The organism is Streptomyces sp. NPDC088553, assembly GCF_044752965.1.
Lineage (GTDB): Bacteria > Actinomycetota > Actinomycetes > Streptomycetales > Streptomycetaceae > Streptomyces.
On sequence record NZ_JBIVMG010000003.1, the window covers coordinates 174429 to 189527 of the forward strand.

General features: G+C 70.8%; 13 protein-coding genes and 2 pseudogenes. 9 read left to right on the forward strand and 6 right to left on the reverse strand.

Going from position 1 to position 15099, the window contains the following annotated elements; translation table 11 throughout:
* Positions 1–100: 100 nt before the first annotated feature.
* Positions 101–628: a hypothetical protein gene (locus ACIP8Z_RS10290; protein WP_402081229.1), complete on the reverse strand. Its 528-nt coding sequence runs from the start codon at positions 626–628 to the stop codon at positions 101–103.
* A 291-nt stretch (positions 629–919) separates the two neighbouring features.
* Here ACIP8Z_RS10290 and ACIP8Z_RS10295 point away from each other — a divergent pair, with 291 nt between their 5' ends.
* Together ACIP8Z_RS10295 and ACIP8Z_RS10300 are read left to right on the forward strand one after the other, a co-directional pair.
* Positions 920–2347, forward strand: a complete 1428-nt coding sequence (locus ACIP8Z_RS10295; protein WP_402081232.1) for a helix-turn-helix domain-containing protein — start codon at positions 920–922, stop codon at positions 2345–2347.
* Between the two features lie 29 nt (positions 2348–2376).
* Positions 2377–3563 (forward strand): annotated as a pseudogene (locus ACIP8Z_RS10300) (dihydrofolate reductase family protein).
* A gap of 110 nt (positions 3564–3673) precedes the next feature.
* Here ACIP8Z_RS10300 and ACIP8Z_RS10305 read toward each other — a convergent pair.
* Entirely contained in the window at positions 3674–3820 is a 147-nt protein-coding gene (locus ACIP8Z_RS10305; RefSeq protein WP_402081234.1) for a hypothetical protein, read from the reverse strand.
* A gap of 128 nt (positions 3821–3948) precedes the next feature.
* Between ACIP8Z_RS10305 and ACIP8Z_RS10310 the strand changes: the two are divergent.
* The 7 genes and pseudogenes from ACIP8Z_RS10310 to ACIP8Z_RS10340 form a co-directional block, all read left to right on the forward strand.
* Positions 3949–4125, forward strand: a pseudogene (locus ACIP8Z_RS10310) (universal stress protein); the annotation flags it as partial.
* Between the two features lie 127 nt (positions 4126–4252).
* Positions 4253–5725 carry an AAA family ATPase gene (locus ACIP8Z_RS10315; RefSeq protein WP_402082332.1) on the forward strand — a complete coding sequence of 491 codons (1473 nt, stop codon included), beginning with the start codon at positions 4253–4255 and terminating at the stop codon, positions 5723–5725.
* 101 nt (positions 5726–5826) lie between these two features.
* The gene (locus tag ACIP8Z_RS10320) at positions 5827–6021 is read left to right on the forward strand and encodes a hypothetical protein (protein WP_402081236.1); all 195 of its coding nucleotides are present in this window, start codon (positions 5827–5829) and stop codon (positions 6019–6021) included.
* 10 nt (positions 6022–6031) lie between these two features.
* A complete protein-coding gene (locus ACIP8Z_RS10325) occupies positions 6032–6490 on the forward strand; it encodes a cyclic nucleotide-binding/CBS domain-containing protein (RefSeq protein ID WP_402081239.1) in 459 nt (152 codons plus the stop codon).
* A gap of 415 nt (positions 6491–6905) precedes the next feature.
* Entirely contained in the window at positions 6906–7364 is a 459-nt protein-coding gene (locus ACIP8Z_RS10330; RefSeq protein ID WP_402081241.1) for a Crp/Fnr family transcriptional regulator, read from the forward strand.
* 26 nt (positions 7365–7390) lie between these two features.
* A complete protein-coding gene (locus tag ACIP8Z_RS10335; protein ID WP_266971795.1) occupies positions 7391–8029 on the forward strand; it encodes a CBS domain-containing protein in 639 nt (212 codons plus the stop codon).
* Positions 8030–8080: 51 nt separating this feature from the next.
* The gene (locus ACIP8Z_RS10340; protein WP_266971793.1) at positions 8081–8767 is read left to right on the forward strand and encodes a response regulator transcription factor; all 687 of its coding nucleotides are present in this window, start codon (positions 8081–8083) and stop codon (positions 8765–8767) included.
* A 6-nt stretch (positions 8768–8773) separates the two neighbouring features.
* On the opposite strand, the gene ACIP8Z_RS10345 is transcribed toward ACIP8Z_RS10340, so the two are convergent.
* The 4 genes from ACIP8Z_RS10345 to ACIP8Z_RS10360 are packed head-to-tail and all read right to left on the reverse strand — an operon-like array spanning position 8774 to position 14947.
* The gene (locus ACIP8Z_RS10345) at positions 8774–10507 is read right to left on the reverse strand and encodes a GAF domain-containing protein (RefSeq protein ID WP_402081244.1); all 1734 of its coding nucleotides are present in this window, start codon (positions 10505–10507) and stop codon (positions 8774–8776) included.
* A gap of 51 nt (positions 10508–10558) precedes the next feature.
* Complete coding sequence (locus tag ACIP8Z_RS10350; RefSeq protein ID WP_402081246.1) at positions 10559–13180, reverse strand: cation-translocating P-type ATPase; 2622 nt, start codon at positions 13178–13180, stop codon at positions 10559–10561.
* 7 nt (positions 13181–13187) lie between these two features.
* Positions 13188–14048, reverse strand: a complete 861-nt coding sequence (locus ACIP8Z_RS10355; protein WP_266971788.1) for a universal stress protein — start codon at positions 14046–14048, stop codon at positions 13188–13190.
* A complete protein-coding gene (locus ACIP8Z_RS10360) occupies positions 14045–14947 on the reverse strand; it encodes a universal stress protein (RefSeq protein WP_402081249.1) in 903 nt (300 codons plus the stop codon). Before ACIP8Z_RS10360 ends, ACIP8Z_RS10355 begins: the two co-directional genes overlap by 4 nt.
* Between the last annotated feature and the right edge of the window lie 152 nt (positions 14948–15099).

The following is a 15099-nucleotide window of genomic DNA, read 5'->3' on the forward strand; positions in this document are numbered from 1 at the left end:
CGGCGATGAAGGCGGCGAACACGGTGACGACGACAAGGACTTGGGCGCTGACCTGTCTCCAGCCCCATCCCTTGGCGTCCATCCAGCGCCCCGGACGCCTTCAGGTCGGTGCAACCGGCTCCTCAGGGATCACGAGGTGCACGAACGCCTGGTATCGCTCGCCCAGCCCTTTAATCACGGCGTGGTACTCGTCGTCGTCGGAGCTGATGTCGTGCCGGTCCATGACGATCACGCCGTCCGCGAACCCGCCTCGGATCAGTCGTTCGGCTTCCCTCCAACCAGGGCGGTCCTGGGGCGGCGTGTAGACGCCACGGCCGGCATGCGCGCCGGGCAGGCGCATCGTGACCACGGGAACAGCCACGTCGTGGAGCCTTGCTCCCAGCTCGTACCCGCGCTGCTCAGCCTCGGCCTGGAGGGTGCTCCAGTCGTCGCCCGGGTCGGCGCCCCTGCCCAGTACCAAGCTGTAGGCCAGAACCCGAAGTGGACGACCGGCGGACTGACGGTTGCGTCTCTCAGCCGCCTCGCGCCGGAACTGCAGACGGAGCCGGGCGAGCCGGGCGCTGTACGACGACGGCTCCGGCGGGATCGGCGAAGCGATCACGTCATCGACACTTCTGGTTCTTCTCATGGTCGCCTTCCTGGGATCGCGCTCAGTCCTCGCCGAACTCACTCCGACGACTGCGGTGAAGCGTTCGAATCGACGGCCGCTCCGTGAGCACTGACGTGAATCAGGGCTGTCCCACGGGTCGTTCGGATACCGTGTGACCAGCTCGTGGCAACGATGGAATCCGAGCGGGGCCGCGGGCGGGAGCCCCTGGATGGAGCCTCGCTCGTTGGCTCCGCAGGCCCCTTTCGACGAGAGCCGGTGCAGCCGGTTGCGACCATGGGGCGAGCCGACGTCGACGGTGAGGGGGAACGCATGGGGCAGCAGCCGAACCAGCTGACTCCGGATGCCGGCCCGTGGCATCGCTGGGGTTACGAACTCCGCCAGTTCCGCGAGGCTCGTGGGCTGTCACAACAGGCGCTCGCACACCGGGCATTGATCGACCGCTCGCATCTAGGGCGCTTCGAGCGTGCTGAGCGTCCCGTCCCCCGGCACGTAGCCGTGGTGCTCGACGAGGTGCTCGACGCCGCCGGCGCCCTGGTTCGGTGCTGGGACGAGGCGGAGCGCATGGCTCCCCATGACGACTCCGGTGTCGTGTCCAGGGCCAGGACGACTGATCATGGGGCCAAAACACGGGACTATGGGGCCAGCGCCCCGGGAACACTGGCCGTGAGCGAGTTCGGGCAGGCAGGCTCTGCCGGAGACGACGAAGACACGGTCGTCGTCCCCGCCCGCATCCACGGAAGGATCCTCTTCGTGCCCGTGCCCCGCCGTGTTGTTCTCGCCTCCGGGCTCGCCGGCCTGGCTGCGACGGCCGTCCCGGCCACGACGGCAACGGCTGCCACCGAACTCGCCGACCTGGGCTCCCCCTTCGAGCACTTCGCGCAGCTCCGCCGGGTGATGATCCAGGCAGACAACCTGATCGGCCCCCGGCACGTGCTGCCCGCGCTCCAGCAGCACCTCGTCTCCCTCGCTGTAAGGCGCCGAGCCGCCCGTGGCGCCGACGCCGTCGCATTCCTCGCCCTGGAGACGCGATACGAGGAACTGGCGGGCTGGTTCGCCCAGGACATAGGCGATGAGCGCGCCGCCCGCGGCCATACCGCGAAGGCACTCGACGCCTCCCACATCGCCGGAGACTCCGACCTCACCGCGTACATCCTCGGGCGCAAGGCACAGCTCGCGGTCGACACCGGACATCCCTCCGACGCCCTCGGCCTCGCCACCGCTGCCCGGCGCACCGCCCGGGCCGGAAGTCGTCTCGAAGTGATCGCCATCCTGCACGAGGCCCATGCCCACGCCGTGCTGGGTGAAGGCGACGAAGCCCGCAGGGCCTACGACTCCGCACTCACCCTCCTCGGTAGCGCGGACACCGACGGCGTTTGGGGCTCCTGGCTCGACACCGCCTATGTCAACACCGCCCGCGCACGCTCCCTCGCCGCACTCGGCGAATACGAGCAGGCCGCAGCCGGCTTCGACAGCGCCATCGCGGCGCTTCCCCCCTCCTATCGCCGGGATCGCGGTGTCTACCTCGCCCGCGCAGCACGTGCCCATGCGGGCACAGGCAATATGCCCCTGGCTGCCCGTATCGGCGCGCAGGCCGTGGGGATCGCCGCCGAGACCGGATCCGCACGGATCATCGGCCAGCTCGACCGGCTCGACCGGATGCTCATCCCCGCAGCTGCGGAGGACGGCGTCGCGGAGTTCCGCGCCGCGCTCGATCGCATCGTCCTGCATCCCGCCTGACCCAACCGCACACACCCTCTGGAGATCGCGTGCCCCGCCCGTACGTACTGCTGTCCGCAGCCGTGTCGCTCGACGGCCACCTCGACACCCGTCCGGGCGAGGACCGGCTCCTGCTGTCCAACAAGGAGGACTTCGACCGCGTCGACTCCGTACGGGCAAGCGCCGACGCGATCCTCGTCGGCGCCGGGACACTCCGTGCCGACAACCCCCGCCTCCTCGTCAACTCGGCAGAGCACAGGACGGCACGGATCGCAGCAGGCAAGCCGGAGTACCCGCTCAAGGTCACCATCACCGGCACCGGTGATCTCGACCCCGACTGGAAGTTCTGGCACCACGGCGGGGACAAGCTCGTCCTGGCCGTCGGCGACGCAGCCGCCGCGAAGGCCCGCGCCAACCTCAGCGACCTGGCAACCGTACAGAGCGTCCCCGTCGAGGCCGTGTGGCCGACCGCGCTCGACCTCCTCGGCGACGAGTACGCGGTCGAACGGCTCATGGTCGAAGGCGGCGGCACCATCCACACGCAGCTCCTGGAGGCAGAGCTCGCCGACGAGCTGCAGCTCGTCATCGCCCCGCTTCTGGTCGGCCAGCCCGATGCGGTACGGATGCTCAGCCCGGCGCACTACCCCGGCGGCCCCGCAGCCCGTCTCCGCCTCCTCGAGACCCGCCAGATCGGCGACGTGGTACTCCTGAAGTACGCCCCCAAGGACACCTCGACGGAGCCCCGATGAGCACCACCCCCTCCCCCACTGCCCCAGGCACCGGCCACGAGCCCAACACCGCGGACCGGAACTGGATCACCCTCGCCTGCAGGCTGGCCGCCCTCTGCCCACCCTCGACGACCGCCTTCAGCGTGGGAGCCGTCATCGTCGCGGCCGACGGCAGCGAACTCGCCCGCGGATACTCCCGCGAGAACGACCCCCACGACCACGCCGAGGAAGGCGCCCTCGCCAAGCTCCCCATCGGGGACCCCCGGCTCGCCACCGCCACGATCTACAGCTCCCTGGAGCCCTGCGCCAAACGAGCCTCCCGCCCCCGCCCCTGCACCCGGCTCATCCAGGACGCCGGCCTCCGCCGCGTCGTCACCGCCTGGACCGAACCCGACACCTTCGTCGCCGACGCCAACGGCACCGGGATCCTCGAAGACGCCGGCGTCACGGTCGTCGTACTGCCGGAATACGGGAATGCCGCACAGGCACCCAACCTGCACCTGCTCTAGTGCCGAATCAGGCATCGTTAGCCCTGTTGTGATGTGATGCGCCGTCCGGGTGCTGTGCCGGGCGGCTGTGACTGGGCGCCGAACTTGGCCCGTCTGGCCAGGAACGGTGCTCAGATCATCGGCAACGGCATCAGGGCCAGGGCGACGGCTGCGAGGACGATGCCGACCGTGGAGTGCCCGGCCTCGCCTGCCCGGACAAGGGCCCGCACGGCAGCGCCCGGGACCAGGCCCACCCCGCTTCCGAGCCGGGTCTCCACGCCGCCCGCATGCGCGGCACGACGATGTGCGGTACTCCTCGGGGGTGAGGGACGTGAGCGTCGGCCGTGGGCTGCCGATGTCCACCCGTCCGTCCATCCCGGAGTCGTACGAGACGGAGATAGTCGCCATGGAGCCATTCGTCACGGTCGGCCTCGACGGCTCACCCGAAAGGGCCGCCGCTCGCTGGGCCGCCGACCAGGAGCTCCACCCGGGCCTCGTGATCGTCGGTAACCCGGTTGCCGACGACGCCCGGCACGCCCTGCTCAAGGTGGCCTCGGAGTTCGCGCCGACAGTGCTCGGTTCATTCAGCCGTCCCCATGGCTGAGTCGAACCGCCTCGGGGAGGCGATCACGTCAGCGCGTCAGGACGACGCGTCCGTGCTACGGACCGCCGCCTCCGGCACCGGCGCCGGCTCGCTTCCGCGGGCGGAGGTGTACGAGACCCACACCGCGGTGGTGTTCTTCGTCGGCGAGCGAGCTTACAAGCTCAAGAAGCCGGTGGACCTGACGTTCCTGGACTACACCACCGTTGAGGCGCGGCGGGTGGCGTGCGAGCGGGAGGTCGCTCTCAACCGTCGCTTCGCCCCCGACGTCTACCTGGGCGTGGGCGAGTTGAGTGTCCCGCACTCGGCATCACCCGAACCTCTCGTGGTGATGCGCCGCATGCCGGCGGAGCGCCGCCTGGCCCGGCTCGTACGGGAGGGTGCTGTTGTCGAGGATGCGCTGCGGGCCGTCGCCCGGCTGCTCGCCACGCACCACGCGAAGGCGGTCCGCACTCCGGACGTGGACGCGCAGGGCACGCGGGACGCATTGTCCTCCCGCTGGGAGGCGAGCTTCGCACAGGTCCGTGCGCTCGATGCGGATGGCCACGCGCCCGAGGGCGTGGAGGAGATCGAGGAACTGGTCCGCCGCTACCTCGCCGGCCGCGAATCGTTGTTCGACATGCGCATCGAAGAGGGCCGGATCGTCGACGGACACGGCGACCTACTCGCCGACGACATCTTCTGCCTCGACGACGGCCCCCGGGTGCTGGACTGCCTGGAGTTCGACGACCACCTCCGCTACGTCGACGCCCTCGACGACGCCGCCTTCCTCGCCATGGACCTCGAACAGCTCGACGCACCAGAAGCCGCGGCATTCTTCCTCGCCCGCTACAGCGAGTACTCCGGGGACCCCTCACCCCCCTCACTGCACCACCACTACGTCGCCTACCGCGCCTTCGTCCGCGCCAAGGTGGCCTTGATCCAAGCAGTCCAAGGCGCGCCCGGTGCCGCCCCAGCCGCACAGCACCTCATCACGACGACTCTGCGTCACCTGCGGGCCTCCGTCATCAGCCTCACGCTCGTGGGAGGGCTCCCCGGCAGCGGCAAATCCACGCTCTCCGGCGCGCTGGCCGACCGCTTGGGCGTCACCCTGCTCAGCAGCGACCGTCTCCGCAAGGAACTCGCGGGCATCCCTGTCGACCGGCCCGCTCCCGCTCCGTACGGCGAGGGCCTCTACACACCCGAATGGAGCGAGAACACGTACACGACCCTGCTCGAGCGCGCGTCCGCCCTGCTCGCCCGTGGCGAATCCGTCGTCCTCGACGCCAGCTGGTCGGACGGGAGGCAGCGCGAAGCCGCCCGGCTCGTGGCCGAGCGAACGAGCGCCGACCTCGTGGCCCTGCACTGCCAGGTCCCGTACGACATGACGGCGGCCCGCCTCGGCACCCGGGCCGCCGGACCGTCCGACGCCGATCTCGGCGTAGCCACCGCCATGGCCGAGCAGGAGCCGCCCTGGGCAGACGCTGTCGCGGTCGACACCAGCGGCCCCTTGGAGTCCGCTGTCGCCCAAGCGCTGTCGGCGGTACGCCCTTTCGGCTCCAGCCCCTTGGTCTTCCGGCGGCCTTACATGACGGCGGACTAGGACGACGCGGATGCGGCCGTCCACGACCAGGCCCACGCCACGACTCACCCATCGCCCGGGAACATCCCCCGTCCCCCACCCCCGAAGGAAGGCGAACCCTGATGACCGAGAACATCGCCCCGAACGATCATGAGAAGCTGCGTACCGTGGAGGCCCAAGTGCAGGTCCTGGCGCAGGCCGTCAGAGCTCTGGCCGCAGGGCTGGAGGAGATCCCCTCGGAGGACACCGACAGGGAGAAGCAGGCGGCTCGCGGAGCCCGGCTGGCGCACGAACTCCTGCTGTCCCACGGATTGTAGGAGCCGGCCGATGACGGTATCCGAGGCGATGAGCCATCCGGCGGTGTCCGTACCGACAGGAACACAGCTGCGCCATGTGGCCCGTGAGATGGCCGAGTACGGAGTCGGCTCCGTACTGGTGACCGAGGGCGGGACCCTCCGCGGCATCGTCACCGACCGCGACCTCGCGCTGGGTGCCCTCGCCGGGGGCCTGGACGCGAACGACGCGGTGGATTCGCTGATGACCTCGCCCGTCGTCACCGTAAGCGTCACGGACGACATCCACGCGGCCTACCGGACCTTCCGAGGATCCGGGTTCCGGCGTCTGCCCGTACTCGACGGTCAGCGGGTCGTGGGCATGCTGACCGTCGACGACATGCTCATCGACGTGTTCCAGCGGCTGGCCGACCTGTTGGGCCCGGTCGCCTGGAGCATCCTCGAGGAACCCCCCGGGCCGCCCTCCGCGGGCAGCCGTTCACGCGGGGCATGACAGCGGGCGCCCAGCGGCCGGACCAAGCGGCCGTCGACCATGCACCGGCCGGCCCGTGCAGGACGGCAGACACCACCCGATGCGGCTGCTGCGCGGCACCGAATTGAGCAGGCCGCGATCTGAGACTGACCCAGCATGTTCATCGACGCCTTCGACCGCTGCGTGACCTTGGAGCACTCCCCCACACGTCAACGTTGTCGGCCACGCCACCACCCGACTGATCGACAAGCGCCCGGGCATCGGCGCCGGCCTCGACGACCGCGCCACCCGAGTGCGTCGGCTTCGGTGTACGGCATCAGATCGACAGCCGCAGAGGCTCCCACGCCACGAGGTACGAAGAGGGGGCCATCCGGCCCTCCCTCTCCCCGTGAAGTGGAGCAGAGACTGGATGCGGACACCGACGAGGAGGTCCCCGATGAACTCTGTTCCTTCCCCTCGGCTCACGACGGCTCTGTCCGCCGACCAACATGACCGGCTGATGGCATGCGCCCGCCCGGTGGACCTCCCTGAAAGCACCCGGCTGTTCGAGGAGGGCGATCCCGCCCAGCGCTTCTGGATCCTGCGGACGGGCACGGTCACCTTGGACGTCTCGGTGCCTGGCGCACAGCCGGCGGTGATCGACACCGTGAACGCGGGTGAGCTGCTCGGATGGTCATGGCTGTTCGCCCCTTATCGCTGGCACTCCGGGGCGGAGGCCATGACACGAGTGCGGGCGTACGAGTTCGACGCGGTGGCCGTGCGCATGATGATGGACGCCGATCCGGGCCTTGGCTCCGCCCTCGGGCACCTCGTCGGGCAGACCCTCGCTCGTCGCCTCGTCTCCGCCCGAGTGCGGCTGCTCGATCTGTATGCCCCGCACGGCAGCGGCCTGTAGGCCTCGTCCACCTCCCGGAGAACGTCATGCCTGCCTCGCACTACATCGTCAGCGACGTCATGACCCACACCGCCGTCGCGATCGGCCGTGACGCGCCCTACAAGGAGATCGTCGCCCTCATGGACCAGTGGAAGGTGAGCGCCGTCCCCGTCCTGGAGGGAGAGGGCCGTGTCGTCGGAGTCGTGTCGGAGGCGGATCTTCTACCGAAGGAGGAGTTCCGGCTCGACGAGCCGCGCCCGAACGAATTCGCCGAGGCGGCCAAGGCCGGAGCCCTGCGAGCGGGGGAACTCATGTCGAGCCCGGCCGTGACCGTCCACCCGAACGCCACACTCGCCGAAGCGGCACGGATCATGGCCACGCGCAAGGTGAAGCGGCTGCCGGTGGTGGACGAGATCGGGATGCTGGAGGGGGTCGTCAGCCGGAGCGACCTGCTCAAGGTGTTCCTCCGTACGGACGGCGAGATCGAGGGGGAGATCCGCCGCTCCGTCCTTGGCGAGTCGGCTGCCCCGGCAGGGCTTGACGTGTCCGTTCTGGAGGGTGTTGCCACCCTTCACGGTGCGCTCGCCGACCGGTCGCTGGTTCCGCTGCTCGCCCGCGCCGCGCGGGCGGTGGAGGGTGTCGTCGACGTACGGATGGATCTCGGTGCCCACGAAGACGCTGTATGACGGACAATCCTTGTGGGGGCGGATACGAACCCACCGACCGCAGGGGTCTCCATGTCCGATCTGCAGGTAGCCACCGCACCCACACGGGTCTTCCTCGTCGATGACCACGAGGTCGTCCGCCGGGGCCTTCGCGACCTGATCGACGACGAGCCCGACATGGAAGTGGTCGGCGAGGCGGCGACGGCGGAGCAGGCCCTGGCCAGGGGACCGGCACTGCGGCCGGCCGTGGCGGTTCTCGACGTGCGGCTGCCCGACGGGGACGGCATCTCGGTGTGCCGGGAGCTGCGGTCCCGGATGCCGGATCTGGCGTGCCTGATGCTGACGTCGTTCGACGACGAGGACGCTCTTCTCGATGCGATCATGGCCGGGGCGGCCGGGTACGTCTTGAAGCAGATCAAGGGGTCGGATCTGGTGGCGGCGGTACGGACCGTGGCCACCGGGCAGTCGATGCTCGACCCGGCCACCACCGCCCGCCTGATGCACTCGCTGCGCGACGCCGAGGCGGCGAAGCCGCCGGAGGACGAGCGCCTTGCGGTGCTGTCCGCCAGGGAGCGGTCGGTGCTCGACCTCATCGGCGAGGGACTCACCAACCGGCAGATCGCCAAGCGGCTCTATCTGTCGGAGAAGACCGTCAAGAACCACATCTCACGTCTGCTCGGCAAGCTCGGCGTCGAACGGCGTGTGCAGGCCGCCGTCATCGCCGCGCAGGTCCACGAGCACGACGCCGAGGAGACGTAGAGGCTCCTACTCCTCCTCGTCCGGCAGCGGGATCCGCCACTCGAGGACCGTGCCGCTGCCCGGCTCCGCTCGCGCGTGGACCGACAGGGTGCCACCCAGCCGCTCGGCCCGTTCCGCCAGGTTCCGCAGTCCACTGCGGCTGCCGCCGTGCGGCATGCCGACACCGTCGTCGTCCACCGTCACCACCAGCACGCCGTCGTCTGCGACGACAGACACCTCCGCCCTGCGGGCCTGGGCGTGCCGTGCCACGTTGGTGAGGGCTTCACCGAGGACGGCGAGCACCTCCTCAGCCGCTTGCGGTGGTACGTCGGTGTCGATCAGGCCCTCCATCCGCAGCGCGGGGGCGAATCCGAGCATCGACGCAGCCGAGTCGACTGCTTTGACGACACGATTCCGCAGCTTCGGTGCACCTCCGAGGGCGTCGTGTTCCCGGAGGCCGAAGATGGTCGATCGGATGATCTTGATCGTGGCGTCGAGGTCGTCGATGGCTCGGGTCAGTCGGTCGACGGCCTCCGGGTGCTCGACGAAGCGCCGGGCGCTCTGCAACGTCATCCCGGTGGCGAACAAGCGCTGGATCGCGAGGTCGTGGAGGTCACGAGCGATCCGGTCGCGGTCCTCCAGAAGACTCACCTGTTCGGCGTCACGACGACGGTCGGCCAGTTCCAGCGCCAGAGCCGCCTGCCCCGCGAATCCGGGAAGGGGCGTGACCTCCGCGGCCGTGAAGGGGGGCCGCCCCTGGCGCCGCGCGAGGATCAGCACCCCGCTGAGGCGTTCCTTGATACCGACCGTGACGGCGACGGCTGGTCCGAACCCCTTCCACCGTTCGGACTGCACCGTGATGCGCGGCTCGTTCTCGACGTCGGCGACCGTGACCAGGCCGTCCTGCGCGAGGGCGGCCTCGACCAGGGTTCCCTCACTGCTCGGGAGGACGACTCCACGGTGCGCTTCGGATCCCTCGCCGCGGGCCAGCGAACCCCGCAGCTCGCCGCCCGGTCCGACCAGGTAGAAGACCCCCATGTCGGCGCCTGCGATGTCCACCGCCCGGTCCAGCATCCCACCCAGGACCTCGGTCTCCTCCGCACCCGACAGGAGGGCGCTGGTGAAGTCGGAGCTGGCGGCCAGCCAGCGCTGACGCACGCGGCCCTCCTCGTAGAGGCGGGCGTTCTCGATGGCGATGCCGGCGGCGACGGCCAGGGTTGTCACGACGGCCTCGTCCTCGGCGTCGAAGTCGACCCCTCCCCGCTTCTCGGTGAGATAGAGATTGCCGAAGACCTCGTCACGGACCCGGATGGGGACGCCGAGGAAGGAATGCATCGGAGGGTGGTGCGGCGGGAACCCGTACGAGGCGGGGTGCTCGGACAGCTCGGAAAGTCGCAGCGGCTGAGGGTTGCGGATCAGCTCGCCGAGCAGGCCGTGCCCCGAGGGCAGGTCTCCGATCTGCGCCCTCAGGTCGTCTCCGATACCGATGGGGACGAATTCGGAGAGCCTGCTGTCGTCGCCGATGACCCCCAAGGCTCCGTACTCGGCATCCACGACGGTGACCGCCGCTTCCACGATGTCCCTGAGCACCTGTGGCAGGTCGAGTTCCCTGCCCACGACCATGACTGCTTCCAGCAGCCCGCTGAGCCGGTCCCTGGTGCCCCGCGCCTCGTCGATGCGCACCCGGAGCTCGTCGAGCAGCTCGTCGAGTCTCAGCCGCGGAATTCTGCTCTCCGCGGGCTCCGGGCCCTCACGACCCATCGAAACCTCCGGCTGCATCGAGCGCACGGGCCGCACCCGAAGCGCGCACTCTCACCGTAGTCCGGAGGAACCACCCCTTCCTGTCGGGCTCGCTGTATGAAAGGCGGTCCGTACGACACGGGCCGCGACGAATCCGGCCGGCGCGCACGCGAGAGCGATCCCGGCTCCCGCCCAGCCGAGTGGCTCGGTCTCCAGGATCGAGTTCAGGAAGGGCACGTACAGGGCTGCCGCCGCCAGCAGGGCAGAGGCGAGGACGGACAGGGGGAGGAACGGGTTCTCCTTGGTCAGAAGGCGGGTACGCAGCCCCAGGGCGACGCCCAGCTGCGCGGAGAGCAGGGCGAGGAAGAGGACGCTCTGCCAGGCAAGGTCCAGTGCCTGAGCGGCGAGTCCCGCGCCCAGGGAGGCCGCCGTGACGACGGCAGCGAGAAGGAGCAGCCTCTGCCAGGCGCCGCCGCCGAGAATGTGCTGGTCGGGTGGGCGCGGCGGGCGGTGCATCGCTCCCGGGGACGCGGGTTCGGCGCCCATGGCGACGCCCGTGAGGCCATGTGTGAGCAGGTTGATCCACAGGATCTGGCCGGCGCGAAGTGGCAGCGGCAGCCCGAGCAGCGGGCCGATGAGCATCACGAGGATCTCTGCCGCGCCGCCGGCCATCCCGTAGACGAGGAAACGGCGGATGTTGTCGTAGACGCGCCTTCCCTCCTCGACGGCGGCCACGACCGTCGAGAGCTCGTCGTCGGTGAGGACGAGGTCGGCGGCCTGCCGGGCGACCTCCGTACCGCGTGCGCCCATGGCGACGCCGATGTCGGCCCGGTGCAGGGCGGGGCCGTCGTTGACCCCGTCGCCGGTCATGGCGGTCACCGCTCCCCTGGCGCGCCATGCCTCCACGATGTCCAGTTTCTGCTGGGGGTCCGTGCGGGCGAAGACCCGGACCGAGGTGAGGTCGGCGACGCGTCCTGCGGCGACGTCGGCGCCGGTGACGACCCTTCCCTCCGTCTCGCCGCCGTCGCCCAGGAGGCCGATGTGGGACGCGACCGCCCGTGCCGTCGCCGGGTGGTCGCCGGTGATGAGGACGGGAGTGATACCGGCCGCACGGCAGGAGGCGAGAGTCGCTGCGGCATGCGGCTTGGGCGGGTCGCTGAGCGCGACGAGGCCGAGGAGCGCGAGCCCCGACTCCGCCGCGGTGACCGGGCTCGGGATGTCGTTCCGCTCGCCCGACGCCACGGCGAGCACGCGGTAGCCCCGGGCGGCCAGGCGTGCGGCCTCCTGGCGGGCCGCCGCGAGCGCGTCCGGAGGATCGTGCAGGACGGCCGGGTCGAGTACGGCTTCGGGTGCGCCCTTCAGGCAGACGAGCACCCCGTCTCCGTCGGTCTTGTGGAGCGTGGTCATGCGTCTGCGGAGGCTGTCGAAGGGCGCTTCACCGATCCGGGGGCGGGTCGCCGACAGTTCCGCCGGACCCGGGCATCGCGTCTTGGCCGCGGCCGCCAGCAGGGCGGCTTCCATGGGGTCGCCCAGAGCCGTCCAGCGGCCGTCGGGCCCCCGGTCGTCCGCCGGGCGCAGCGTGGCGTCGTTGCACAGGGCGGTCACGGTCAGCAGCTCCGTCAGCGGTTCGAGCTCGTCTGCTTCCGCCGGTCTCCCGGCGATAAGGGCCTCGCCCTCGGGTTCGTAGCCCACCCCCGTGAGTTCGGCGGTCACTCGCGGTGTCCAGACGTGCTGGACGACCATGCGTCCCTCGGTCAGGGTGCCGGTCTTGTCGGTGGCGAGGACGGACACCGAGCCGAGCGTCTCCACCGCGGGCAGCCGCCGCACCAGGGCGTGCTGGGCGGCCATGCGTCTGGCTCCGAGTGCGAGGGCCAGGGTGACGACGGCGGGAAGGGACTCGGGGACCGCCGCCACGGCCAGGCTGATGGCGGTGACCGCCATCGTGCCGAGCGGGAGTCCCCGCACCAGGCCGAGGGCGAAGACGAGGACGCACAGGGCGAGCGTCACGGCCGCGAGGATGCGTCCGAGCGCGGCGAGGCGGCGCTGCAGCGGGGTCGGCTCGCGACGTTCGTCGAGAAGAGCCGCGATGCGGCCGAGCGCGCTGGACGCCCCGGTCGCCGTGACCATGGCCACGCCCCGGCCCCGGACGACGACCGTGCCCGCGCTCAGGGTCGCACCGGCGTCCTTGTCGACGGGCACGGACTCTCCGGTGAGCATGGACTCGTCCACCAGCACCGCGGACGCCCCGGCGAGGTCGGCGTCGGCGGCGACGATGTCGCCCTCACCGACCAGGAGTACGTCACCCGGGACGATCGACGCCGCCGGGAGGTCGCGTACGGCGCCGTCGCGCCTCACTCGCGCGTGCGGGGCGGTGAGGGCCGAGAGAGCGGCGACGGCGTTGTCGGCCCGGATCTCCTGCACCACGCCGACGGTCGTGTTCACGAGGACGACCAGCCCGATGACGACGGCGTCGGGATAGTCGCCGATCGCGAGGGTCAGTACGACTGCCCCGAGGAGCACCATGATCAGCGGGTCGGTCAGCTGGGCCAGGACCCTGCTGTGGAGCCGTACGGGACTTCTCGCGGTGACCTCGTTGGGGCCGGTGTCGGCCAGCCGGCGGGCGGCCTCCGCCTCGGTGAGTCCGGTCGTGACCCGCACCGACGCGAGTGCCTGGCCCGCTGCCGACGCGGTCATGGCCCGCTCACCTCGCAGGGACGGTGATCACCGGGCAGTGGGCGCGGTGGAGCAGCCCGTGGACGACGGAGCCGACGCGCATCCCGGTGTACCCGCCCCGGCCCCGGCGGCCGACGACGACGGCAAGGGCGTGTTCGGCGGCGCCCGCGAGCGTCTCGACGGGGGAACCGATGAGCACCTCGTGGGTGAGCCGGACGTCGGGGTACGTGTCCGTCCAGCCGGCGGTGGTCTCCGAGAGCAGGCGGCGTTCGGCGGAGAACAGCGTGTCACCGCTGTGCAGGGTGAAGACGGGGGGCTGCCAGACGGCGACGGCCCGCAGGGCGCAGCGCCGGAGGTCCGCCTCTTCGAAGGACCAGGCCAGGGCGGCCCGTGAGGACGCGCTGCCGTCGACGCCGACCACGAGGTAGGGCGTCTCCTGCGTGACGTGCTCCGCGTCGCCGACGACGACCACCGGGCAGTGTGCCTTCGCGGTGACCGGGACGACCAGGGAGCCGGCGCTGAGGAACTCCTCGGTACGGCTGAGGTGCCGGGAGCCCAGCACGATGATGTCGGCCTCGTTCGACAGAGCGGCCAGGGCTGCCGCCGGGAACCCGTCGAGAAGGGAGAAGGTTGCCTTGATGCCCGGCTGCCGGGTGTGCGCCCAGGCGAGTGCCGCACGCAGAGTTTCCGTGCCTGCCTGCCGCCGTGCCAGGTGACGAGGAGTGTCGTCGACATGTTGGGTGTCGTGCGGCGGAGGTACGGCGACCACCAGGCGCAGTCCCACGCCTCGCAGGCGGGCCTCGTCCACGGCCCAGGCAAGGGCCAGGTGCCAGTTCTTGACCGGGTCGATGCCGACGACGATGTCACGGCGCTCCGTGGTGCTGGTCATGACGTGCTCCCGTGTCCGGGCCCTTGCCGGGGGATGAGCTCCACGGGGCAGTGGGCGTGCTGCAGCAGGCTCAGCGTGGTCCGGCCGATCGTGGGTCCGAGGTATCCGGGCGAACGTCGACCCCCGGTGACCAGCAGGTCTGCGTGGTGCGTCGCCTCGACGAGAGCTCCGGGCACGCTGCGGCCCTTCTGGCCGTCGGCGTGCACGGTGAGCTTCGGAAACTCTTCCCGGAGCCGCTCCGAGACCGAGGCCATGACGCGTACGTGATCGCGGGCGATCTCGTCGCCACCGTTGTGCAACGCAGCCCGTGAGCCGACGGACAGCCCGACACTCCAGATGTGCAGGAGCCGCAGAGGTACCTCGCGCAGCAGGGCCTCGCGGGCCGCCGCACGGGCGCAGCCCACGTCGGCCTCGTCCCGAACCGCCGCAAGAACCACGCCGGCCTCGGCGGGCTCCGCGGTACCGCGCACCACGACCACCGGCGTGGTGGCGCCGGCCGCCACCTCAAGACCAACCGATCCGAGCAACAGCGAGGGGAACCCGCCACGGCCCCGGTGCCCGACGACGATCGTGCCGGTCAGGGCGGCGGCGCCGCGCAGCCCGTCGGCGGCCCCACCATCGGTGAGTTCCGTAACGACCGTCAGCTCGGGGTGGCGTTCCATGACCGCCTCGGCGGTCCGGTCGAGCAGGTCCCTTCCCGCCCGCCGACTCCTGACGATCTCCGCCTGGGACAGGAACGGAGCCTGTGTGTCCGTGTCGGCCGCATGGACGAGGAAGAGAGTGCTGCCCCGCAGGGCCGCCTCCGCTGCCGCCCACATCACCGCCGTGCGTGCGGACGGTGATCCGTCGACGCCGACGACGACCCTCCTGGGACCGGGACGGGCTGGGGTTCCGTCCATGGCTCCTCCTCACGCGTTCCAGGGGACTCCTTCCACCCTGGCAGCTGGTCCCGAGCGGCCGGAGGGCCGCTGGGGCCAACAACGGGACCAAAGGTCCTACACGCGCGGGGCATAGCGCGGACCGGCGGCGACGAGCCCGTTCGGGCCCGAGG

What these genes read in the sequence shown, in the direction of transcription:
- ACIP8Z_RS10290 (WP_402081229.1), bottom strand. Translation starts at nt 628, where the DNA reads ATGAGAAGAACCAGAAGTGTCGATGACGTGATCGCTTCGCCGATCCCG.
- ACIP8Z_RS10295 (WP_402081232.1), top strand. Translation starts at nt 920, where the DNA reads ATGGGGCAGCAGCCGAACCAGCTGACTCCGGATGCCGGCCCGTGGCAT.
- ACIP8Z_RS10320 (WP_402081236.1), top strand. Translation starts at nt 5,827, where the DNA reads ATGACCGAGAACATCGCCCCGAACGATCATGAGAAGCTGCGTACCGTG.
- ACIP8Z_RS10325 (WP_402081239.1), top strand. Translation starts at nt 6,032, where the DNA reads ATGACGGTATCCGAGGCGATGAGCCATCCGGCGGTGTCCGTACCGACA.
- ACIP8Z_RS10330 (WP_402081241.1), top strand. Translation starts at nt 6,906, where the DNA reads ATGAACTCTGTTCCTTCCCCTCGGCTCACGACGGCTCTGTCCGCCGAC.
- ACIP8Z_RS10335 (WP_266971795.1), top strand. Translation starts at nt 7,391, where the DNA reads ATGCCTGCCTCGCACTACATCGTCAGCGACGTCATGACCCACACCGCC.
- ACIP8Z_RS10340 (WP_266971793.1), top strand. Translation starts at nt 8,081, where the DNA reads ATGTCCGATCTGCAGGTAGCCACCGCACCCACACGGGTCTTCCTCGTC.
- ACIP8Z_RS10345 (WP_402081244.1), bottom strand. Translation starts at nt 10,507, where the DNA reads ATGGGTCGTGAGGGCCCGGAGCCCGCGGAGAGCAGAATTCCGCGGCTG.
- ACIP8Z_RS10350 (WP_402081246.1), bottom strand. Translation starts at nt 13,180, where the DNA reads ATGACCGCGTCGGCAGCGGGCCAGGCACTCGCGTCGGTGCGGGTCACG.
- ACIP8Z_RS10355 (WP_266971788.1), bottom strand. Translation starts at nt 14,048, where the DNA reads ATGACCAGCACCACGGAGCGCCGTGACATCGTCGTCGGCATCGACCCG.
- ACIP8Z_RS10360 (WP_402081249.1), bottom strand. Translation starts at nt 14,947, where the DNA reads ATGGACGGAACCCCAGCCCGTCCCGGTCCCAGGAGGGTCGTCGTCGGC.